This is a genomic window from uncultured Bradyrhizobium sp. (assembly GCF_947648125.1).
GTDB lineage: Bacteria > Pseudomonadota > Alphaproteobacteria > Rhizobiales > Xanthobacteraceae > Bradyrhizobium.
On record NZ_CANSMR010000037.1, the window covers coordinates 14,148 to 33,675 of the forward strand.

The following is a 19,528-nucleotide window of genomic DNA, read 5'->3' on the forward strand; positions in this document are numbered from 1 at the left end:
ACACCGCGCTGAATAATGAATCGTTCTGCGCCAAAGCGGGCATGCAAAACGAAGCCGCCGCCTCCTGGTCGGGAGGCGGCGGCCATCAGTCTGGAAAACTGATCGGGATCAGCTGTTGCGCAGGCCGTCGGCGGCGCGCTTCCACTGCGAGACGTTGTCGGCGATCATCCGCGTCGACTTCATCGCTGCCTGGCTGAGCTGGGCATAGCCGGAGATCTCGCGCTGGACGCGCTGGCCCTCGGCATGCAGCAGATCGCGCAGGCTCTCGAGCTCGCCGATCAGCTTCTCGATCTCGGCGAGCGAGGTGCCGGCGACGCGCTGGATCAGCGAGTTGACGTTGCTAACCGTGGCATCGGTATTGGTGTCGGTCGGCGCGGTCTCCGGGCTCGCCACCGGGCGGCGCAGATAGGCGATGTCGTTGCGCACGAAGTCGCGGATACCGGCTTCGACTTCCGAGACCGCAGCAAGGTTGGAATCGACCTCGGAACTCGTTTCGACTTCGGCTTCCTCGGTACGGTTGGTGGCGTTCATCGGCTTTCCCCTGGTTCGCAATAGCGAAGCGCGGCTTGTCCCCCGCACGACGAATTGATGAAGTTACGGACCTATCAGTGCCGCCGAATTTGACCGCATCTGGGCCAAGTTGGGGCAATGCCTGATCATTAGCGCGACAGGGCTAACAGATCGTTCACCATGAGCGCTTGTAGCCGGCGCCGATGCTCTTGTTGATGGTGCCCTGGGGGGTCTCGCCGACCGAGCCGGAGACGGTGACGCCGTCGAACAGCTTCTGCTCGGCGCCGACCCGGCGCAGCCACCTGTCCTCAGCGGTCGACAGCGTCTGGCCGGCGGTGATGCTGGTGCCGGTGTCGGTAACGGACAGGCGAGCCGACTGATCGGTGTCGTAGCTGCGCGACGGATGGCCGTCGACGCCGGGCACCGGGACCACGCCCTGCTGGATCAAATTGTAGCCGCTCTGCAGCGTCAGCGAATATTGCTCCGACAGCGGCACCGACTTGCTGAGGGAGGTGCCGATCTTGCTCTGGTCGGCGCCCGGATCGACCCGCGCCTCGACCGAGGTTTTGTCCCAGATCGACGCCACGCCACCCGCCGAGATCGATGCCCAGGCCGAGCCGCCGGATTGCGGCAGGCTGCCGCCATTGGCAAGCCGCTCCGACAATTGCTCCGACGTCGTCATCGTGCCCTGTTTGGCGACCGTCATGTCGGCGCCGATGCGGGTGTCGAGGAACGGCGAGATCGACTGCTTGACCGACACCGCCGACGAGCCGTTGGCGTTGTTGTTGGTCGACCAGGACGGATCGTTGCCGGCGACGCTGCTGCGTTTGGCTGCACTCTTCGGCGCCAGCGTGGGCAGGCTTGTGGAGTCGGTGTCGAGCTGGCTCCAGTCGAGCTTGCTCTGGTCGATGTCCTTCAGGATGTCGGCGTCATTGGCGTCGGCCGCCGGCGGCGCCTCATCGGCCGCAGCCTCGGCGTCATCGGCGGGGGTGCCTTTTGCGGTGTCTTTCGCGATCTCTTGGGCGGCGGGCGCGACCGGCCATGGTGAGGTCTGCGCCGTGGCCGAAAACGCTATCGCCACGCTGAAGCCGGCCGCCAGCACCGGCAGCCTTGTCCAGCCAAATCGTGATGTAGAAGTCATTCCCAGCCCGCAAATTCCAGCGCCGCAACATGCGGTTTTCTTGGCGCGAAATTGTGGCAACGGCGCCGCGAAGGCAACTGATCAACGCGTGATCGTCATGTCCGGGACGAACGCGAGCGCGTTCGCGCGGCCCGGGCGCGGCCGTTCGCGGCTGGCAAAACAGGCCGCAGCTGCCGCGGCGCCTTGACGCGAAGGCGCGGCCCCGGACATGACGAAGGCGTGAAATCGTGGGCCCGTCAGACCGCGATGCGCGGCAGATGGATCGGGTAACCGACCGTCTGCTCGACCAGGTCGAAACTGTCGACCAGCACGCGGAAGCTCGTGAGCTTGCCGGCCCTGAACTGCGCGAAGTGAGCGATCCTGAGCGAGATCGGCTTGTTGGAATCCAATGCCGTCAGCGAATAGCGCAGCATCGAGGCCGCGGAATCCGCACCCAGCATGATGGACTCCCGATCGAAGCGGTGAACCCTCAAGTTCTCGCCGATCTGCCTGATCACCTCGAGCACGGCGGCCTTGCCGCGGCGCGAGCCGAAAAAGGAAAACAGGTCGATCGGCCCGTAGATGGCCCATTCGACCTCGTCATCGAGCAACGGCTCGATGTCTGCAAGCTGGCGTTCGTTGATCGCGCGATGCAATGCGCGCGAAAAACGCCAGAGGCTGTGCTCTGTCATTTTGGTCTCGTCCTGAAACTGGATTTTCAAAGCAAACGAATGGCAGGCGGTCAGCGCCGACGCCCTGCCAGGTTGCTGCACGTCACTATTACGGCCTCAAATAGTGCGGAACGGCCAAAACGCAAATGACTTTTTTGCAATGCACAATTGCGCCGGTCTTGACCGGAATGTGACCGCACGCCCGCAGAGCCCCGTTCCGATGGGATCGGAACGGGGCTCTGGATTCTGATTTAACGCGTTTTCTTCACGCGAACCGGCATCCACCCCGCATCAAGTGCGGGGCAGGCTTCGCTCGAAAACGCTCCGGTCACCGCAATTCAGCGGTCGCGTTGCCGCAGCGGCTGCCGTTCGATCACGATCTCGGCGTCGTGGATCGCCACCACCGCGAACAGCAGCGCGCCGCCGATGCCGCCGATCGCGGCGCCGAGCGGCATGAAGGTGAAAAACACCAACGTTCCGCTGTCGAGACCTGAGGTTTTGGCCAGTCCGATCCAGGTGAGCCCGGCTCCGATGCCGAGAGCGGCGCCGCCAAGGGCGCCCAGTGCAAGGCCAAGCACAGCGAGCAATGCGACTTTCATGGTGATTTCCAGCCCCGACCGCAACAAGCCCAGTGATAGGTCAGCGCCGGGCCTGCGAGGTTCAACGCTGGTGGGGACGAATTTGCGGGGCGGGGACGCCGGCGTGGTTTTCCGGGAGCTAGCCCGCGTTTTGCCCGGTCAGCGCCGCCGCGACGTCGCGCTCCAGCACCTGCTGGACGAGGTCGAACGTGTCGATGATCTCGCGGATCTCGGTGATCTTGCCGTCGCGCAGCGTGTAGAACACCGCGACATCGAACTGCACCACGCGCCGGTTGTTCCGCTTGCGGAAGAACACCCGCAGCTGGGCCGCGACCTTGTCGCCTTCGGCCACCACCATCGGCGCCTCGTAGCGCATGTCCGAATAGCGCTCGTGGATCGTGGTCCACATCTGGCGCAGCGCGGCCTTGCCGCGGTGCTGGCCCATATGCGGGAGGATGTCGATCGGGGCGTTGGCCAGAAACGCGACGTCGTCGCTGCAGCGATCCAGCGCGCCCTCGATGCCGCCGGCATAATAGACGTCGAGGAAGTTCAAGACGCGCTGCCGGTTCAAATCGTCGCCCATGTTCGACTCCGCCGGTTCAGTCCGACTCGCCTTTGACTGCCCCTGGCCCACATTGTGAACCGAAGCGTTCCACTCTCAAACATATGTTTTGACGCACGAGACGCGATTAGGTTCGGCAACCGGAACGTGCATTGCGGCAAAAAATCCACACGGCGCCATCTAACTGGTTGGCGCGGCATTTATTCCGTAGGCGCGGTCTTTACTCCGTTGGCGCGGCCTTGCCGGTCACGAGATCGATCGTGAACCGCTTCGTCTTCTCGGAGCCCGGCGGCACGAAGGCCTCGCCGGGCAGCAGGTCGTGGTAGAGCTCCTTTGGCTTCGGAAAGCCTTCGCCGCAGGCGGTGCGGATGGTCGCATCATCGGCATAGTCGACGTCGACCGTGACCGTGTTGCGGCGCGGGCCCGCGGCGAGGTTGGCGAGGCCGAAATATTTCGGGCCCTCGTTGCACATCACGACGTTGGAGCCGTAGGCGCTGACCGCATCCTCGGCCCTGAGCAGGAAGTCGGGCGCGATCTCGATCCGCTTGCCGGACTTTTTGCTAAACTCCATCCGCGCCACCGCGCTTTCGACGATGCCCTGGCCCATGTGGCCGACCGTGCAGACCAGCACGTCCTGCTGCTCGTCCTTGGGCACGACGATGCAGTCGTGGCCCTGCGCGCCGGGCAGGAAGCGGATGAAGCGAGTGGCCGTGCCGTTCTGCTCGAACAGCGCGACGCCGCCGAAATCGGTCGCGTGCGGCTCGCATTCGCTTTCATAGTTGACGGCGAGCAGCGCATTGCCGGCGGCAAGGAAGCGTCCGACGTAGCGCTCCTTGGTCAGCTTGACGTCGCAGGCGCGGCCTCCGCCACCCGGATAGGATTTTGCCCGCGTGCAGGTCGATCCCTTGATGTTGGCGCTAGCACAGAATGTCGCGAGCAGCGTGCGGTCGCTGCCGTCCGCGCGGGCCTGGCTCGTGGTGAACAGCATCGCCGCGCCAAGTGCCGGCGCGAGAAGGGCCGGGATGAACGCCGAGAGGAAAGCAATGTGTGATGTCCGCATGATCTCCAAAACGCTGTCCGCAATGCGGCGGCATTTAGAGCATGATCGCGATCGGCGCGCAGCGAATTTCTGTTGCGAAGCAGCGGGAACCGGCGGGCCGGCTCCGCCGTTGATCCCAGAGAATTCCATTGGAGCCGCATCATGAAATCCATTCTTCTCGCTTCCGCTATTGCCGTCAGTGCGATTGCCGCCACCTCGCCCGCCGACGCCAAGGGCTGCATCAAGGGCGCGGTCGTCGGCGGTGTCGCCGGTCATTATGCCGGCCATCACGGCATGCTCGGCGCCGCCGCCGGATGTCTCTATGGCCGCCATCATGCCAAGGAGCAGGAGCGTCAGCGCCAACAGCAACAGGCGCAGCCCTCGCAGCAGGAGAAGCTGTAAGGCTCGACCAGTTGAAGTCTCATGTCCGGAACGTCGCCCGCAGAGGCGGCGTTGTCTCCTTGCGTAACGGAGACGATGATGACGAAACCACTGAACAAGACCATCCAGCCCGTTCCCGACGCTAACCAAAGCCACAAGGGCCCCGGCAGCGCCCCCGGCGTTCCCCTCGACACCACCAAGGGCCACCGCGACGACGAGAAGCACAACATCCGCGAGCAGGGCGCGCACGCCAATCTGATCCAGAACACCAGCAACAAGCGGTCGGGGTAGGGGTGCGAGGGCACCACATCCTCAGATGTCGTCCCTGCGAAAGCAGGGACCCATAACCACAGGGTTGCGTTGTTGAAGCAAGCCGGGGCCACAGCGCGGGACAACAATTCCTGCCTGTGGTTATGGGTCCCGGGTCGCGCGGAGCCTGTCATCGGGCGGCGCTTCGCGCCGACCCGTTGGCTTGCCCGGGACGACGTGGGTGGAAATCCGATTCACATGTCAAACAGACCCGTAGGATCGGTAGAGCGCAGCGAAACCCATCAAGCTGCAGTCGCATGGCCAGATGAGGGGGAGCCGCGCCGCGATGCCGTTTCCCCCGTGACCTGCATCACGCCGCAGGCGAGTGCATCCGGCTAGCGTGGCGGCGTCGGATCACCCGATTGAGAAGGGATCGCCGCCATGAATGCCATCGCTGCACCGAAATCTTCAGCGCAGAACCGGCTCGAAGGCTTTGCGCTCACCGCCATCCTCCAGGGACTGCCGACCTTCGCCGCCGCCGTGCTGGTGCTGAAGATGTTCGGCGCCTCGGAAATCGTCGGCGAACGCTACGGCGCAGCGATCTACGTCGTGCTCGCCTCGCTGGTCTACGCCGCGATCACGCCGCTGCTTGCCGCCAAATTCCCGCAACGCTTCGTGCACATCTACGCGCCGATGTTTTTCGACGCGAGTCTCACGTTCTCCGAGAAGATCGCGCAATGGCGAAGCCAGCCCGGCGTCTCGCTGCAACTGATGACCATGACGATCATGATGTCGCTGCTGGCGGTCGCGGTCGTCAGCGTGGGCTGAGCTTGCGCTTCGCCGCCGATCGGCCTTATCTGCGCGCATGCAGATCAGAGACGAACGCGATGAAGACGCCGCCGGGATCAGCCGCATAACGGCGGCCGCATTCGCGACAGCGCCGCACAGCAACGGCACCGAAGCCCGCGTCGTCGAGGCGCTGCGCCAGGCCGGCGCGCTGACCGTCTCGCTGCTGGCGACATCGGCCGACGGATGCATCGTCGGCCACGTCGCCTTCTCACCGGTGCAGATCGCCGGCGTCGCAGGACGCTGGTACGGCCTCGGCCCGATCTCCGTCGCACCCGACCTGCAACGCCAGGGCATCGGCGGCGCGCTGATCCGCGAGGGACTTGCCCGCCTCGCGGAACTGAATGCCGACGGCTGCGTCCTGCTCGGCGATCCCGCCTACTACAGCCGCTTCGGCTTCGTCAGCGATCCCGCGCTGACCTATGGCGGCGAGCCGAGCCGATATTTTCAGCGGCTGCTGCTGAGGGGGAAAGTGCCGAAGGGGGATGTGCGATATCATCCGGCATTCGACGTCGCGTGATCTGGCGCCGTTGCGGCGGCCTCCGTTTCCATGACAACCCCCGTCGTGATAACAACCTGTATCGGCAGTAGCCTGCGGCTTCAGCGAAAGCCATCGTCCGGGGCGAGGATGTCATTCGCGGATCTACACCTTCTGAAGTTGTTCTGGGGCAAGATCTTCGCAGCGATCTTTATTGGTCTTGTCCTGTTGTTTGCGAAGAACGCAATTTTCGCGCGCGGCATCAAGTACAACTGGTTTGCCGTCGTGGCGTCGTTTCTGGCGATCGGCCTCGCGCTCTATGTGGTGTTCTTCGTCCAGCCATAGCGCTCGCCGGCCATGCGAGAGGCTGATCAACCAAGCTGCATCTCCTCAACTCGCCGCGGCGCCGCGCCAAAATCGCTGAACCTCACCCAGCGCGGCCTCACGCGGACGTGGCCGATGTTCGGCCATGCCTCGCGCTCCGGGCCGTCGGGCCACGCCGCGAAGTACACCTGCTTGCACGCAGCCAGCTCCGCGCCGGTCGGGAAGTCGGCGATGCCCTCGAGCTGCGCGGTCTGCTCGGCGTCCCAGCCGATCATCAGTGCCGCGCGGGGATCGGTGCGGAGGTTCTGGTACTTCCGCGAGGGAGGTCAGCGTATCGAAGATGATTTCGAGCGCATCGCTTACCGCGATGCCGACGACGGCTGCCTGCGGCGTGCCATCGCGCACCGTGCTGACGACCGCGAGCCGATGCATCCGCAGGAAGGCGAGAAGCTCGGCGCGCGTCATGAGTTACCTTTTCTTCCACCCACCCCGTTTTCCCGGCGCACCTCCGCTCGACCGCGGTGAGGGCCCGAACTCCGGCCCGGATTGCCGCGAGTCGGTCGGCTGGATGATGCGGCTCGTGGTGCCGAACGGCTTTGCCGGCAGCGCGCCGCCGGGGCGGAAGGGCAGCGATTCCGGGCCGTGCATCTCGTCGAGGTCGGGCTTGTGCACCCGTGAGCCGGACTTGCCGCCGCGGCTTGCCTTGAGCGAGGTCTGCGCCAACTTGTTCTTCAGCGCGGCGACCGGCAGGTTGGCGGCATCGCCGTATTTCCTGGTGCCGGCATAGGCGCCGGCCTGCTTCTGCACATTGCGCTGCTTCGTGGTCGGATCGTCGACCACGGCCATCTCGGTGGCGCGCAGCCGCTTGACCTCGTCGCGCAGCCGCGCGGCTTCCTCGAAGTTCAGGTCGGCGGCGGCCTCGCGCATCCGTGTTTCGAGGTCGCTCAGCACGGCCTCGAAATTGTGTCCGATGCTGATGACGTCGTCGGCCATGCCGCCGTCGCCGATCTCGACCAGCACGTGGTCGCGCTCATAGACCGAGTTGAGGATGTCGCCGATCGACTTCTTGACGCTCTCCGGCGTGATGCCGTTGGCCTCGTTGTACTCGACCTGCTTCTCGCGGCGGCGGTTCGTCTCGGCGATGGCGCGCTCCATCGAGCCGGTCATCTGATCGGCATAGAGGATCACCTTGCCGTCGACATTGCGCGCGGCGCGGCCGATGGTCTGAATCAAGGACGTTTCGCTGCGCAGAAAACCTTCCTTGTCGGCATCGAGGATCGCGACCAGCGCGCATTCGGGAATGTCGAGGCCCTCGCGCAGCAGGTTGATGCCGACCAGCGCGTCGAACGCGCCAAGCCTGAGATCCCGGATGATCTCGATGCGCTCGATAGTGTCGATATCAGAGTGCATGTAGCGGACGCGGATGCCCTGCTCATGCAGATATTCGGTCAGGTCCTCCGCCATGCGCTTGGTCAGTACGGTGATCAGCGAGCGGTAGCCGGCCTGCGCGGTGGCGCGGACTTCGCCGACGAGGTCGTCGACCTGGGTACGGGCGGGGCGAATATTGACGGGAGGATCGATCAGGCCGGTCGGGCGGATCACCTGTTCGACGAACACGCCGCCGGACTCGTTGATCTCCCAGCCGCTCGGCGTCGCCGACACCGCGACCGTTTGCGGCCGCATCATGTCCCATTCCTCGAAGCGCAGCGGGCGGTTGTCCATGCAGGAGGGCAGGCGGAAGCCGTATTCGGCGAGGGTTGCCTTGCGGCGGAAGTCGCCGCGGAACATGGCGCCGATCTGCGGTACGGTGACGTGGCTTTCGTCGGCGAAGATCAGCGCGTTGTCGGGCACATATTCGAACAGCGTCGGCGGCGGCTCGCCGGGGCGGCGGCCGGTCAGGTAGCGCGAATAGTTCTCGATGCCGGCGCAGCTCCCGGTCGCCTCCATCATCTCGAGGTCGAAGGTGGTGCGCTGCTCCAGCCGCTGCGCTTCCAGGAGGCGGCCCTGGTCGTTGAGCTGGTCGAGCCGCACCTTCAATTCTGATTTGATCGACTTGATCGCCTGCACCAAGGTCGGCCGCGGCGTCACATAGTGCGAATTGGCGTACATCTTGATGAATTCGAGCTCGTCCTGCTTGTGACCGGTGAGCGGATCGAACTCCTCGATGGTCTCGATGGTGTCGCCGAACAGGTTCACGCGCCAGGCGCGGTCTTCATAGTGCGCCGGGAAGATGTCGATGACATCGCCACGGACCCGGAAAGTGCCGCGGGTGAAGTCGGCCTGGGTGCGCTTGTATTGCAGCGCGACCAGGTCGGCGATGAGCTGCCGCTGGTCGATGCGCTCGCCCTTTTTCAGCGCGAAGGTCATCGCGGTGTAGGTCTCGACCGAGCCGATACCGTAGATGCAGGACACCGAGGCGACGATGATGACGTCGTCGCGCTCCAGCAGCGCGCGCGTCGCCGAATGGCGCATGCGGTCGATCTGCTCGTTGATCGAGGAATCCTTCTCGATATAGGTGTCGGTCCGCGGCACGTAGGCCTCGGGCTGGTAGTAGTCGTAATAGCTGACGAAATACTCGACCGCGTTGTCGGGGAAGAAGCTCTTGAACTCGCCATAGAGCTGCGCGGCCAGCGTCTTGTTCGGCGCCAGGATCAGCGCCGGGCGCTGCGTCGCCTCGATCACCTTGGCCATGGTGTAGGTCTTGCCCGAGCCGGTGACGCCGAGCAGCACCTGGGTGCGGTCGTTGCGCCCGATGCCCTCGACCAGTTCGGCGATCGCGGTCGGCTGGTCGCCCCTGGGCTCGTAGGACGACTTGATCTCGAACCGCACGCCGCCTTCGGACTTCTCAGGGCGCGGCGGCCGGTGCGGGGTCCACACCCGCATCGAGCCGTCATCCCTGCGGAATTCCGGACGGCCGTCGCGGATCAGGTTTTCCAGCGCGTCGGCGGTCGCCTTGACCCCGAGCGCTTCCATCTTGCTGCGCGGCGGACGGGCGAGCGCTTCGTCATCGTCCTCGGCGGTCGGCAGGCCGAGCTGCCGCGCCAGTTCCGGATCGAGCGTCGGGATGGTGGCCGAGGTGCCGTAATTGGCCTGCGGGGCTTCCTCGAGCCCGGAAGCATCGCGCCTGGCGACGTCCTCGCTGGTCTCGCGCGTCGACGCCCGCGCGCGATGCGCGGCGGCCTCGCCGCCAGCGCGGCGGTCCCAGGAATTGTCCGGCGGCGGCTGCAAGCCGGTGCCCGAACCCATGCCGGCATCGCCGCGATTGATCGCGGGATTGAGCAGCTCAGCCAGCGCCGGTCCAATCGGTTGGACCTCGGGCCGGTGTGCCTTGGATTTGGGGGATTTGCCGGGCTTTTTCGGAGTGTTCGGTGTCTTCGCCATGGCCGGAATATGGGACGAGTCCGGCAGCGAGAAAAGGGTAATCGACGGCTGGATTGGCGCACAGGCGAGGCTGCTGACAGCAGGGTGTCAGCAGGCGGCGCCTTCGCGGACGTCAGGCGCGCGGCAGGTCGACGATGTCGAGATGGATCCCGCCGCAGCCGTCGCAGCGCATGGTCCAGTATTCGGCGGCGCGGCCGGGAATCACGCGCAGCAGAGAGAGTTGGGCGGCGCATTCCGGGCAGCTGGTGCTGACCTGCGCCGGCCGGACCGGATCCGGCTCGCATTGCGGGACGATGGCGACCACGACGTTGCCGGTCACGCCAACGGCATTGTCATGCCATACCGTTGTGGGAACCGGTCGATAGTCCGCTTCGCGTCGTCGATCGCCGCATCCGGATCGGACCACGCAAAGCCGATGTCGAGCATCGGAAACGGCATGCCATCGATGACGACCGGCCTTTGATCGACCCGTTGAATCCTGGCGTGCCATTGCCCCTTCCCCACCTCGAACGATTTGATCTCAAAACCGCTGTAAATCATCGCGACCTCGGGATGCCCCTTCTCATAGGAAGCACGGGCGCTCGGTGCCCTATGTGAACCAGATCACAAATCGCGCGGTTTATTTCCGACGGGGAAGGGAATCTTGAGGTCAAGGCTCTTGTTTCGACGCGGCTTCTTCAGGCGAACCGCTCGAAAACGCTCTAGCCGCGGGCCGCGATGTGATCGGCGAGCACGGCCGCGTCGTCGCCGACGCCTGACAGGAACGAGGATTTCATCTTCGACAGCCATTGCAGGCCGAGAAAATACAGGCCCGGGACGTCGGAGACGCCATGACGGTGTCGCGGTGCTCCATCGGCGTCCAGCACCGGTATGTCGATCCAGTTCAGATCGAGTCCATAGCCTGTGGCCCAGATCACGCTGCTGATCCGCTCGGTGCGCAGGTCGATGGTGCGCAGCGGCGCAGTGAGGCACGGCGGATCGGGCAGGCGGACGCGCGCCAAGGGATCGTCGGGATGCTCGAGGCCGCGTGCCGCGATGAAGTCGTCGACGATCCCGAGGAATGTCGCGTAGTAGGCGTCGCCATTGGCGATGCTGGTGGCGAGATCGGGCGCAATATCGAGCACGCCGTCGCGCGCCGCCGTCACGCGGCCGAGCAGCGTCACGCCATCGGCGGCGAAGCGGCGGAAATCGATGGTGTGGCCGCCATGAGCGCCCGAAATCACCGGCAGCAGGCGGGACGGGCCGCGCTGCTCGACCGGCGTCTCGTCGACGCCCATCTCGGCCAGCCACCAGAACAGGTCGCGGCCGCGATAGCGGCGCGGCAGGCGATTGTGACGGCCGACGGAGAGGAAGACATGACGTCCGGCGCGCATCAGCTCGTCGGTGATCTGCGCGCCCGAGGCGCCGGCGCCGATCACCAGCACCCCGCCGTCAGGCAATTGCGCGGCATTCTTGTAGCCGCTGGCATGGACCTGGAACAGGCCGGGATGATCGCCCAGCACGTCGGGCCGCAGCGGACGCTGATACGGGCCGGTGGCGATGACGACGTTGCGGGCGGCGATGCGGCCGCCGGCAATCTCGGCAAGGAAGCCGCCGGCGTCGCGGCGCAGTTTTGTCACTTCGACACCGCAGCGGATCGGCGGCGCGACAAAAGCGGCGTAGTCTTCGATGAAGGCGGTGATGGATGCGGTGTCCGAGAAGCCGTCGGGATCGCTGTGCGGAAACGCAAACTCCGGCAGCCGCACCGACCAGTTCGGAAACTGGAACATCAATCCGTCCCAGCGTTCGCTGCGCCAGCGCTCGGCGATCCGCTGCCGTTCCAGCACCAGATGGGCGATGCCGCGCTGCTTCAGCCGGTGGCTCATGGTGAGCCCGGCCTGGCCGCCGCCGATCACCAGCGTATCGATGGTCTCCTCACGCATTGCGCGCTCCCTTGCGGCGCGCGGCCGGCTCCGCGGCAGCGCGGATGATCCAACGCCGGAACGCGGCGAAATCGCGCTGCTCGGCGTGGAAGCCGCGATAGACGAGATACCAGCGCATGCCCTTCGGCACGCTGAGCGCAAACGGCGCCACCAGCCGTCCGGCGGCGAGATCGTCATCGATATAGGGCCGGATGCCCATCGCGATCCCGAGCCCGTCGCTAGCTGCCTGCAGCGCCTGGCCATAGAACTGGAATTCCGGCCCGCGCGCCGTCAGGCGCGGCACGCCGGCAGCCTTCAGCCAGGACGGCCAGTCGTCGGGCGAATGCGCGACGCGGATCAGGCTCGGTCCCTTCAGGTCAGCGGGACGCTTCAAGGCGTTGGCGAGCCGCGCGGTGCACACCGGCATCAGGTCGGCGGCGAACAGCGGCTCGGCGACGAGGCCCGGCCACTGGCCGTCGCCGAGCTGGATGCCGCAGCTCCAGTCGTCGGCGAACGGCACCGCCATGCCGCCGGTCGTGATCCGCACCTCGATGTCGGGCTCCGCTTTGCGGAACTCGGCGAGGTGCGGGATCATCCATTTCAGCGCAAACGTCGGCCCGACGCCGACGGTCAGCACGCGCGCGCTCGCGGAGGCCGTGACCTGCGCGGTGAGGCTCGCCAGCGCGTCGAAGATCGGGGTCAGCCCGCCTTGATAGGCGCGGCCGGCCTGTGTGGTGACGAGGCGGTTCGCCTTGCGCTCGAACAGCGCGACGCCGAGCCGCTCTTCCAGGAGATGCACCATCCGGCTGATCGCGGCGGCCGAGACGTTGAGCTCGCTGCCCGCGGCCGCGAAGCTGCCGGTCCGCGCCGCGGCCTCGAATGCCTTGATGCCGTTGAGAAAGAGCAGCCGCCGCATGAACCCTCAGGAAAACTGATGCAAGGGCAAGATAACTCAGTTTGCCGGCAGAGGCCAAGCAGCGCAGAAATATCACCATCCGTCATGGCCGGGCTTGGCCCGGCCATCCACGTCTTTCCTGATGCAGAGCCAAGACGTGGATGCCCGGGCCAGGCCCGGGCATGACGATGCTCAGGGAGTGTACCCAATGACTGAGACCACGGACGCCCTGGTGCTCGATCTCGTGGAATGGGTCGCGCGCGAGCCGCGGCCCTATGCCGAGGTGCTCGAGGTCTGGCGCACCTCATGCCCGCGGCTGACGATCTGGGAAGACGCGGTCGACCGCGGCTATGTCGCGCGCCGTCCCTCGGTCGAGGGCATGCGAGTGATGGTGACGGAAACCGGCGAGACCTTTTTGCGCGCGCATGGGCGGATGCATTGAGGCAACGCCGAGCTCATCGCCGCGCAACTAGCGTGCGGGTTCGGCGAGCCGCGGCCGGATGATTTCGACCATCCGGTCGGCGGATGTGCCCGGCGGAAAGAAGCCGAGATAATTGCCGTCGCGGTCCATCAAATAGATGTAGGCGGTGTGATCGACGGTGTAGTCGCCGTCCTTCAACGGCACCCTGGCGTAGTAGACCTTGTAGGCATCGGCGACCTTGCGGATCGCATCAAAGCTGCCGGTCAGCCCGATCAGCCGCGGGTGAAACAGCGGCACGTACTCCGCGAGATGCGCAGCGGTGTCGCGCTCGGGATCGACCGTGATGAAGATCGGTTGGACCTGATCGCCGTCAGGGCCGAGCTTGTCGAGCGCCAGCGCGATCGCCTGCAGATCAGTCGGACAGACGTCGGGGCAGTAGGTGAAGCCGAAATAGACCAGCATCAGCCTGCCGCGGAAGTCACCGTCGGTGCGCGCATGGCCGGCCTGATCGGTCAGCGCGAACGGACCGCCGACCGGCTCCCGATTCCACATCAGGATGTCCATGATCTCGGCGGCGGAGCGCGTCGATTGCGCCGGCGCATCGCCCGCCAGCGCGGACGCCAGCGCCAGCCACAGGCCGGCGCTGGCGCAAGCCAGGCCTGCGCCAGCGCATGCAATGGCGCGCAGGATCGGCCGGGTCATATGCCGAAGGAGAGGCGGCTGCCTGTTGTCGTGACCAGCACCTTGTCGCCCATCTGCGCGGTCGCCTCCTGCACGAAGTTGAGCCCGGAGCAATGCATCGGGATCAGTACATCAGGGTCGAGCTTCTTGATCTCGGCGACGACCTCGGTGAGGTAGTCCTTCGGCGCCGGCCCGAGATGGAAGCCGCCGACGATTGCGTGCACCTTCTGGATGCCCGAGACCTCCTGCGCCTGCTTCACCGAATTGACGATGCCGACATGGCCGCAGGACGAGATCACGACGAGGCCGAAGTCCCGCACGTTGAAGCAGGTGGCATGTTCGTGGATGTGCTCGTCGGGCACGATCTTGCCTTCCAGCTCGGCCGGCAGATAGTGGCTGGCGTTGCAGCCGAGCCCGTCCTTCATACTGAACTCGACCCAGGTGTTGGGCAGCACGCGCTCGATGCTGCGGCGGTTGATCTTGCCGGTGGTGAAGGCGTGGCCTGCGATCACGGTCGGCGTCTCGCACAGCACCGTGGTGACGCGTTGCGCTGCGAGCTGGCGCCGATCCAGCGTGCCGAAATCGGTGAACTGGCCCTTGGTCGGCGTCGCGCTGACGCGGTGGCAGAAATTGTCCTCGCCGCCGGCATAGAGTTTCACGTCGGCCGGCAGCTTGTCGCGGAATTTGTCGAGGAAGCCGTTGAGGCCGCCGAAATGGTCGTAATGCCCATGGCTCACGATCAGCGCGTCGATCTTCGCTGGATCGACGCCGACCAGCGCCATGTTGTTGAGCAGCACCTCGGGCGTGTAGCCATAGTCGAGCATCAGGGTGCGCTGCGCGCCCTTGGCCTCCGACTCTAGCCACAGCGACAGGCCCCATTCATTGTGCAGCGACTTCTGGTAGTCCGCGGTGCGCGGCGGCGGCGCGATCGTGACGCCGCCCGCCTGCTTCGGCTTGAAGAATAAATCGTAGCTGGAATCGACCAGCACGCGGATCGAGAGCTTGTCGACAGTCGGCACCTCGATCGGTGCCGCGCTCGCGATCTCGACGCAGGAGAATGCGCCCGCAGCTGCGGCGCCGGCGATGGCCGCCGAACCTTTCAGGAAATCACGTCGTGCCAAATCCTGTGCCATTGTAATCCCCTATGTTCTGAAAATTCTTCAATACCAACCACGCCGAGCCTAGGAGCAATCGGGGCGCGGCTCAATCGGGCGCGTGCGTCGTTTGCAGATCACATTCGCGCGCGGCGCAATGCGCGCGCCATTGACTTGGGTGCGGTTATGCGCGCAACTTCATGCATTCGCATCTTTCTCGCCGGTGCGTCAGCAATCCCCGGAAATACAGGATCACACCCATGATCGATCTCCACTACTGGTCAACGCCGAACGGCCACAAGATCACGATGTTCCTCGAAGAGACCGGACTGGAGTACAAAATTTTCCCGGTGAACATCGGCAAGGGCGATCAGTTCAAGCCGGATTTCCTGCAGGTCGCGCCGAACAACCGCATTCCGGCGATCGTCGATCACGCGCCGAAGGGCGGCGGCAAGCCGATCTCCCTGTTCGAGTCCGGCGCGATCCTGCTCTATCTCGCCGAGAAGACCGGAAAATTCCTGGCCGAAGATCCCTACGGCCGCTATGACGCGATCCAGTGGACGTTCTGGCAGATGGGCGGGCTCGGGCCGATGGCCGGGCAGAACCATCACTTCCGCAACTACGCGGTCGAGAAGCTGCCATACGCGATCGACCGCTATGTCAACGAGACCAACCGGCTCTACGGCGTGCTCAACAAGCGGCTCGCCGACCGCGAATTCATCGCCGGCGAGTATTCGATCGCCGACATGGCGAGTTATCCCTGGGTCGTGCCCTACAAGAACCAGGGCCAGGAGATCGACGACTTCCCGCATCTGAAGCGCTGGCTGGAGACGATCGGCAAGCGCCCGGCGACCGAGCGCGCCTATGCCAAGGCGAAGGAGGTCAACCCGAATTTCGGCCAGCCCGCGATCCGCACCGAGGAAGAGCGCAAGCTGCTGTTCGGGCAGACGGCGGCGGTGGTGCGGTAGGGCGCAACTCCCGTCATTGCGAGGAGCGAAGCGACGAAGCAATCCATGCCGCCGTGCATGCGGATCTATGGATTGCTTCGCTTCGCTCGCAATGACGGATTGGGCACTAGCTGAGATTAAGCCCCGACGTACTTCGCCGGACGCCGCTCCTTCCACGCCGCGAGCCCCTCGGCGAGATCACGGCTTGGCACCAGCGCGGCGAATTGCTCGCTCTCGACCAGCAAGCCCTCGGCAATCGGCATGTTGAGGCCGCGCGTCACCGCGGTGATGGTGCCGGCGACGGCATCGGGCGAATGCCTGGTGATGCGGCCGGCGAGTTCGCGCGCCGCGGTCAGCAATTGATCGTGCGGCACGATCCGGTTGATCAGCCCGATCTCGCGCGCGTGCTCGGGCGGGAACGGATCGCCCGCGAGCAGCAGCTCCAGGGCGCGCTTGCGTCCCGCGAGCCGCGGCAGCCGCTGCGTGCCGCCGAAGGTCGGGGGCATGCCGAGCTTGATCTCGGGCTTTGCAAACAGCGCGCGATCGCTGGCGATGGCGAGATGCACCGCCTCGGTGATCTCGCAGCCGCCGCCGAAGGCGAGCCCGTTGACCGCGGCGATGACGGGCTTCTTGAACGCCTCCAGCCGTGCGGTCATGGCCTGTCCTCGGCGGACGAAGTCGCGTACCCCGACGGCGGAGCCTTGCTTGACGCTCTCGGAAAACTCCTTGATGTCGGCGCCCGCCGAGAAGGCGCGTTCCCCGGCACCGGTCAGGATCACGGCGCGCACGGCAGCGTCACCCTCGATGCGGTCGAGCGCCGCCATCAGCTGATCCATCAGCTGGTAATTGAGCGCGTTGAGCTGCGCGGGACGGTTCAGGGTGATCAGGGCGATCCCGTCGTCGATGGCGAGCAGGATGGGGGCGGGCATGGTGCAGTCTCCGGCATGGGTGTTCGTGCCGCCGAAGCTAGAGGCTCCCGCAATTTGTGTATATTCACTGGTTAGTATACATACGGCGGATGCCCAGACCCTCCGAGCCCACCCGCGAGCGCATCGTCCAGGCGGCGAATTCGTTGTTCTACAGCGAAGGCATCCGCCGCGTCAGCGTCGATGAGGTGGCCGCCAAGGCCGGCCTCACCAAGCGCACGCTGTATTATCACTTCAAGAGCAAGGACGACCTCGTCGCCGCCTACCTCGCCGCGCGCGATCAGCCCAACCTTGCGCTGTTCCGGAAATGGTTTTCGGAAACCGAGGGCGGCGTGCCGGTAAAGGTCGAGGCGATCTTCAAGAACCTCGCGCGCTCGGCGCGGCATCCGAAATGGAAGGGCTGCGGCTTCCTGCGCACCTCCGCCGAGCTCGCCAACATGCCCGGGCACCCCGCGATCCGGATCGGCGCCGCGCACAAGAAGAAGTTCGAGGACTGGCTGCGCGCGACCTTCGCGGAGCAGGGCATCGCCGATCCGCTCAAGCTGGCGCGCCAGATCCTGCTGCTGCTCGATGGATCATTCGCGGTGGTGCTGCTGCATCGCGACGCGAGCTACATGGAAACCGCCGGCGAGGCCGCGCGCACGTTGATCGAGACGGCGATGATGAAGCCGAGGCGTAAGCGGGGCTAGGGCGTGTACTGAAAAAGGCCGCGTCCGCTATGCTTTGAAAGATCACCTCGTCGGCAGCAACCGGCAACGTCGGCGGTACCGTCAGACGTCTAAGGCTGCTTCGGTGCGGTCAGTCGATCAACTTCCTGTTGGAATTTCTGTAGGTCATAGCCCGAGCCTTGCAGCATTGTGCTGTTGAAACGGACGAGCGCGGCGGTTGCAATGGCCTCCTTTATTTCAGCATCGGTCGCACCAGCGGCTTTTGCCAATTTAGTGTGTCCGTAAACGCAATAAACACAAGGAATTTGCGCTGCCACCCCGAGGGCAATGAGTTGCTTGGTTTTCCCGTCCAAAGCACCCTTGGGATTCATCAGGGTCAGCTGTTCGTCCCAATGTGGCTTCAGTGCCTGCTCAGGAAGTGTCTGTTTAAAATAATCAGGGGCCTCCTGAGCGCTGACGCTTGGTTCTGTTGCCAAGGCCAAAAACAGCGCTAAACCGGCACTCGCTAGTAAGGGTCTCATGACTGATCTCCCTTAAAGTGCACGCCGAACAATAAATAAGAACCCAGCTTGCAAACAAGCGCGGTCGCAGTGATTTCGATCGACGAAATCGGGCTCGACGGTTCATTTTGCGCAGCAGCAATTCTGAGGCGCCGATGTCTCTTGTGAGTCAAAAGCAGCCGATGACGGTCGAGCCGACCGGCATCCGCTTGTATCCTCAGAAGCGGACCACACTCCGACCGATTAGCCTCCGTCATTGCGAGGAGCTCGCGACAAAATTGCGAAGCAATTTTGCGCTGAAGCGACGGAGCAATCCATCGCTCCGCACATGCGGGACGATGGATTGCTTCGCTTTGCTCGCAATGACGGTTAGAGCGCGCCGCGCTCTTGCAGCAGCGCCAGCACCGCGTTGAGGTCCGGCAGCACGGCAGCGCATTTCGCGCGCGTCGCTTCGGTCGGCGGCGCCATGTCGGGGACCATCAGCGTGATGGCGCCGGCAGCGTAGGCAGCCGTGACGCCGTGGTTGGAGTCTTCCACGGCGATGCACGCCTCTGGTGCCACGCCGAGCCGCGCGGCGGCCTTGAGATAGAGCTCGGGGTCCGGCTTGCCTTGCACGACATCGTCGAGCGTCAGCAACGTGTCGAAGCGGTCGCGGATGCCGGCAAGCATCAGGTTGCGTTCGGCGGAGCGGCGCGACGACGAGGTGACGATCGCCATCGGGCGTTCCGCGGCGGCGATGGCGTCGAGCAGATTGAGCGTGCCTGATTTGAGCGGCAGGCCCGACCGCATCGTCTCATCGCGATGTTCGAGGAACGCTTGATTGACGGCCTCGAGCGGAAACGCCGCGCCGTAATGATCGCGCAGCATCGCCTCGCAGACCGGGCCAGGAAGCCCGACCATGGAATGGCACAGCGCGACGACGCCGTCGGTGTAGCCGCATGCATTCAGTGCCGCGACCAGGCTGTCGAAGTAGACTTTCTCGGTGTCGAGCAGCGTGCCGTCCATGTCGAGCAAGACGGCCTCGACGGTCCAGGGTGCGTTCACGTGGCGCTCACTGCTGCTTGCTGTTCCGCCAGTTTCCGCAAGCAGGCGGGGCACAGGCAGTCGCCGCCACCAGCCGGCATCGGCAGTCGGAAGCTCTCGTCGGAACACCAGCACGATCCTGTGAGCGAGCAGGAAAATTCGCTGCCGCAGGCCGTGCAGGCAAGCCGGCGCGGCGAGGCTTGTTCGGAACGATCGTGTGAAGAGAGGTCCATTCTAACCGCGATTTAATGCGCGAATTAATCTCGGGTTCATCCCGGACCGCGCTAAGATGCCGGGCGACTGATATAGCCGAGATAGGCCGTTAAGGGAATT

At 64.8% G+C, this 19,528-nt stretch carries 26 protein-coding genes; 8 read left to right on the plus strand and 18 right to left on the minus strand.

The genetic code is table 11. From position 1 onward, the window contains the following. Positions 1-108 precede the first annotated feature (108 nt). The 6 genes from Q0030_RS36225 to Q0030_RS36250 form a co-directional block, all read right to left on the minus strand. The gene (locus tag Q0030_RS36225) at positions 109-531 is read right to left on the minus strand and encodes a hypothetical protein (protein WP_298378531.1); all 423 of its coding nucleotides are present in this window, start codon (positions 529-531) and stop codon (positions 109-111) included. 154 nt (positions 532-685) lie between these two features. Continuing rightward, the gene (locus Q0030_RS36230) at positions 686-1,651 is read right to left on the minus strand and encodes a hypothetical protein (RefSeq protein WP_298378533.1); all 966 of its coding nucleotides are present in this window, start codon (positions 1,649-1,651) and stop codon (positions 686-688) included. Between the two features lie 236 nt (positions 1,652-1,887). Continuing rightward, a complete protein-coding gene (locus tag Q0030_RS36235) occupies positions 1,888-2,322 on the minus strand; it encodes a nuclear transport factor 2 family protein (RefSeq protein ID WP_229170418.1) in 435 nt (144 codons plus the stop codon). 317 nt (positions 2,323-2,639) lie between these two features. Continuing rightward, positions 2,640-2,900 carry a hypothetical protein gene (locus tag Q0030_RS36240; protein WP_298378539.1) on the minus strand — a complete coding sequence of 87 codons (261 nt, stop codon included), beginning with the start codon at positions 2,898-2,900 and terminating at the stop codon, positions 2,640-2,642. Positions 2,901-3,018: 118 nt separating this feature from the next. Further along, positions 3,019-3,462, minus strand: a complete 444-nt coding sequence (locus Q0030_RS36245) for a nuclear transport factor 2 family protein (protein WP_298378542.1) — start codon at positions 3,460-3,462, stop codon at positions 3,019-3,021. A 199-nt stretch (positions 3,463-3,661) separates the two neighbouring features. Continuing rightward, the gene (locus tag Q0030_RS36250) at positions 3,662-4,501 is read right to left on the minus strand and encodes a hypothetical protein (protein WP_298378545.1); all 840 of its coding nucleotides are present in this window, start codon (positions 4,499-4,501) and stop codon (positions 3,662-3,664) included. 141 nt (positions 4,502-4,642) lie between these two features. On the opposite strand from Q0030_RS36250, the gene Q0030_RS36255 reads away from it, so the two are divergent. From Q0030_RS36255 to Q0030_RS36275, 5 genes are all read left to right on the plus strand, one after another. Further along, entirely contained in the window at positions 4,643-4,882 is a 240-nt protein-coding gene (locus tag Q0030_RS36255) for a hypothetical protein (RefSeq protein WP_298378548.1), read from the plus strand. A gap of 78 nt (positions 4,883-4,960) precedes the next feature. Then, positions 4,961-5,152: a hypothetical protein gene (locus Q0030_RS36260; protein WP_298378550.1), complete on the plus strand. Its 192-nt coding sequence runs from the start codon at positions 4,961-4,963 to the stop codon at positions 5,150-5,152. Positions 5,153-5,551: 399 nt separating this feature from the next. After that, positions 5,552-5,938 (plus strand): hypothetical protein, encoded by a 387-nt coding sequence (locus Q0030_RS36265; RefSeq protein WP_298378551.1) that lies wholly within the window; start codon positions 5,552-5,554, stop codon positions 5,936-5,938. A gap of 37 nt (positions 5,939-5,975) precedes the next feature. Then, a complete protein-coding gene (locus Q0030_RS36270) occupies positions 5,976-6,476 on the plus strand; it encodes an N-acetyltransferase (protein WP_298378554.1) in 501 nt (166 codons plus the stop codon). A 108-nt stretch (positions 6,477-6,584) separates the two neighbouring features. Further along, on the plus strand, positions 6,585-6,779 hold the full coding sequence (locus tag Q0030_RS36275; RefSeq protein ID WP_298378557.1) for a hypothetical protein: 195 nt from the start codon (positions 6,585-6,587) through the stop codon (positions 6,777-6,779). A 26-nt stretch (positions 6,780-6,805) separates the two neighbouring features. Here Q0030_RS36275 and Q0030_RS36280 read toward each other — a convergent pair whose 3' ends face one another. From Q0030_RS36280 to Q0030_RS36305, 6 genes are all read right to left on the minus strand, one after another. Then, the gene (locus Q0030_RS36280) at positions 6,806-7,036 is read right to left on the minus strand and encodes a hypothetical protein (RefSeq protein ID WP_298378665.1); all 231 of its coding nucleotides are present in this window, start codon (positions 7,034-7,036) and stop codon (positions 6,806-6,808) included. A 190-nt stretch (positions 7,037-7,226) separates the two neighbouring features. Next, positions 7,227-10,139: an excinuclease ABC subunit UvrB gene (gene uvrB / locus Q0030_RS36285; RefSeq protein WP_298378560.1), complete on the minus strand. Its 2,913-nt coding sequence runs from the start codon at positions 10,137-10,139 to the stop codon at positions 7,227-7,229. A gap of 112 nt (positions 10,140-10,251) precedes the next feature. Further along, positions 10,252-10,443: a zf-TFIIB domain-containing protein gene (locus Q0030_RS36290; RefSeq protein WP_298378668.1), complete on the minus strand. Its 192-nt coding sequence runs from the start codon at positions 10,441-10,443 to the stop codon at positions 10,252-10,254. Between the two features lie 11 nt (positions 10,444-10,454). Further along, complete coding sequence (locus Q0030_RS36295) at positions 10,455-10,679, minus strand: hypothetical protein (RefSeq protein ID WP_298378563.1); 225 nt, start codon at positions 10,677-10,679, stop codon at positions 10,455-10,457. A 161-nt stretch (positions 10,680-10,840) separates the two neighbouring features. After that, entirely contained in the window at positions 10,841-12,061 is a 1,221-nt protein-coding gene (locus tag Q0030_RS36300) for an NAD(P)-binding domain-containing protein (protein ID WP_298378566.1), read from the minus strand. Continuing rightward, positions 12,054-12,956, minus strand: a complete 903-nt coding sequence (locus Q0030_RS36305) for a LysR substrate-binding domain-containing protein (protein ID WP_298378568.1) — start codon at positions 12,954-12,956, stop codon at positions 12,054-12,056. Before Q0030_RS36305 ends, Q0030_RS36300 begins: the two co-directional genes overlap by 8 nt. Positions 12,957-13,143: 187 nt before the next feature. Between Q0030_RS36305 and Q0030_RS36310 the strand changes: the two genes are divergently transcribed. Further along, entirely contained in the window at positions 13,144-13,377 is a 234-nt protein-coding gene (locus tag Q0030_RS36310; protein WP_207835145.1) for a hypothetical protein, read from the plus strand. Between the two features lie 27 nt (positions 13,378-13,404). Here Q0030_RS36310 and Q0030_RS36315 read toward each other — a convergent pair whose 3' ends face one another. Continuing rightward, positions 13,405-14,058 carry an SCO family protein gene (locus Q0030_RS36315; RefSeq protein ID WP_298378572.1) on the minus strand — a complete coding sequence of 218 codons (654 nt, stop codon included), beginning with the start codon at positions 14,056-14,058 and terminating at the stop codon, positions 13,405-13,407. Beyond that, positions 14,055-15,170: an MBL fold metallo-hydrolase gene (locus Q0030_RS36320; RefSeq protein ID WP_298378574.1), complete on the minus strand. Its 1,116-nt coding sequence runs from the start codon at positions 15,168-15,170 to the stop codon at positions 14,055-14,057. The genes Q0030_RS36315 and Q0030_RS36320 overlap by 4 nt, the downstream gene beginning before the upstream one ends. A gap of 221 nt (positions 15,171-15,391) precedes the next feature. Between Q0030_RS36320 and Q0030_RS36325 the strand changes: the two genes are divergently transcribed. Continuing rightward, positions 15,392-16,099 carry a glutathione S-transferase N-terminal domain-containing protein gene (locus Q0030_RS36325; RefSeq protein ID WP_298378576.1) on the plus strand — a complete coding sequence of 236 codons (708 nt, stop codon included), beginning with the start codon at positions 15,392-15,394 and terminating at the stop codon, positions 16,097-16,099. Between the two features lie 116 nt (positions 16,100-16,215). Here the strand turns inward: Q0030_RS36325 and Q0030_RS36330 are convergent, their stop codons facing one another. Next, complete coding sequence (locus Q0030_RS36330; protein ID WP_298378579.1) at positions 16,216-17,007, minus strand: crotonase/enoyl-CoA hydratase family protein; 792 nt, start codon at positions 17,005-17,007, stop codon at positions 16,216-16,218. An 89-nt stretch (positions 17,008-17,096) separates the two neighbouring features. Between Q0030_RS36330 and Q0030_RS36335 the strand changes: the two genes are divergently transcribed. Further along, complete coding sequence (locus tag Q0030_RS36335; protein ID WP_298378582.1) at positions 17,097-17,693, plus strand: TetR/AcrR family transcriptional regulator; 597 nt, start codon at positions 17,097-17,099, stop codon at positions 17,691-17,693. 89 nt (positions 17,694-17,782) lie between these two features. Here Q0030_RS36335 and Q0030_RS36340 read toward each other — a convergent pair whose 3' ends face one another. From Q0030_RS36340 to Q0030_RS36350, 3 genes are all read right to left on the minus strand, one after another. Beyond that, positions 17,783-18,193, minus strand: coding sequence for a carboxymuconolactone decarboxylase family protein (locus Q0030_RS36340; RefSeq protein ID WP_298378585.1), 411 nt, complete (start codon positions 18,191-18,193; stop codon positions 17,783-17,785). A 348-nt stretch (positions 18,194-18,541) separates the two neighbouring features. Beyond that, entirely contained in the window at positions 18,542-19,216 is a 675-nt protein-coding gene (locus tag Q0030_RS36345; RefSeq protein WP_298378589.1) for an HAD family phosphatase, read from the minus strand. Then, positions 19,213-19,428 (minus strand): cysteine-rich CWC family protein, encoded by a 216-nt coding sequence (locus Q0030_RS36350; RefSeq protein WP_298378592.1) that lies wholly within the window; start codon positions 19,426-19,428, stop codon positions 19,213-19,215. Before Q0030_RS36350 ends, Q0030_RS36345 begins: the two co-directional genes overlap by 4 nt. Positions 19,429-19,528 lie beyond the last annotated feature (100 nt).

Coding starts and splice junctions, on each gene's coding strand:
- Q0030_RS36295 (WP_298378563.1), bottom strand. CDS start 10,679: ATGATTTACAGCGGTTTTGAGATCAAATCGTTCGAGGTGGGGAAGGGG.
- Q0030_RS36260 (WP_298378550.1), top strand. CDS start 4,961: ATGACGAAACCACTGAACAAGACCATCCAGCCCGTTCCCGACGCTAAC.
- Q0030_RS36225 (WP_298378531.1), bottom strand. CDS start 531: ATGAACGCCACCAACCGTACCGAGGAAGCCGAAGTCGAAACGAGTTCC.
- Q0030_RS36310 (WP_207835145.1), top strand. CDS start 13,144: ATGACTGAGACCACGGACGCCCTGGTGCTCGATCTCGTGGAATGGGTC.
- Q0030_RS36330 (WP_298378579.1), bottom strand. CDS start 17,007: ATGCCCGCCCCCATCCTGCTCGCCATCGACGACGGGATCGCCCTGATC.
- Q0030_RS36265 (WP_298378551.1), top strand. CDS start 5,552: ATGAATGCCATCGCTGCACCGAAATCTTCAGCGCAGAACCGGCTCGAA.
- Q0030_RS36270 (WP_298378554.1), top strand. CDS start 5,976: ATGCAGATCAGAGACGAACGCGATGAAGACGCCGCCGGGATCAGCCGC.
- Q0030_RS36230 (WP_298378533.1), bottom strand. CDS start 1,651: ATGACTTCTACATCACGATTTGGCTGGACAAGGCTGCCGGTGCTGGCG.
- Q0030_RS36320 (WP_298378574.1), bottom strand. CDS start 15,170: ATGGCACAGGATTTGGCACGACGTGATTTCCTGAAAGGTTCGGCGGCC.
- Q0030_RS36275 (WP_298378557.1), top strand. CDS start 6,585: ATGTCATTCGCGGATCTACACCTTCTGAAGTTGTTCTGGGGCAAGATC.
- Q0030_RS36305 (WP_298378568.1), bottom strand. CDS start 12,956: ATGCGGCGGCTGCTCTTTCTCAACGGCATCAAGGCATTCGAGGCCGCG.
- Q0030_RS36255 (WP_298378548.1), top strand. CDS start 4,643: ATGAAATCCATTCTTCTCGCTTCCGCTATTGCCGTCAGTGCGATTGCC.
- Q0030_RS36240 (WP_298378539.1), bottom strand. CDS start 2,900: ATGAAAGTCGCATTGCTCGCTGTGCTTGGCCTTGCACTGGGCGCCCTT.
- Q0030_RS36250 (WP_298378545.1), bottom strand. CDS start 4,501: ATGCGGACATCACACATTGCTTTCCTCTCGGCGTTCATCCCGGCCCTT.
- Q0030_RS36300 (WP_298378566.1), bottom strand. CDS start 12,061: ATGCGTGAGGAGACCATCGATACGCTGGTGATCGGCGGCGGCCAGGCC.
- Q0030_RS36335 (WP_298378582.1), top strand. CDS start 17,097: ATGCCCAGACCCTCCGAGCCCACCCGCGAGCGCATCGTCCAGGCGGCG.
- Q0030_RS36350 (WP_298378592.1), bottom strand. CDS start 19,428: ATGGACCTCTCTTCACACGATCGTTCCGAACAAGCCTCGCCGCGCCGG.
- Q0030_RS36325 (WP_298378576.1), top strand. CDS start 15,392: ATGATCGATCTCCACTACTGGTCAACGCCGAACGGCCACAAGATCACG.
- Q0030_RS36245 (WP_298378542.1), bottom strand. CDS start 3,462: ATGGGCGACGATTTGAACCGGCAGCGCGTCTTGAACTTCCTCGACGTC.
- uvrB (WP_298378560.1), bottom strand. CDS start 10,139: ATGGCGAAGACACCGAACACTCCGAAAAAGCCCGGCAAATCCCCCAAA.
- Q0030_RS36315 (WP_298378572.1), bottom strand. CDS start 14,058: ATGACCCGGCCGATCCTGCGCGCCATTGCATGCGCTGGCGCAGGCCTG.
- Q0030_RS36235 (WP_229170418.1), bottom strand. CDS start 2,322: ATGACAGAGCACAGCCTCTGGCGTTTTTCGCGCGCATTGCATCGCGCG.
- Q0030_RS36340 (WP_298378585.1), bottom strand. CDS start 18,193: ATGAGACCCTTACTAGCGAGTGCCGGTTTAGCGCTGTTTTTGGCCTTG.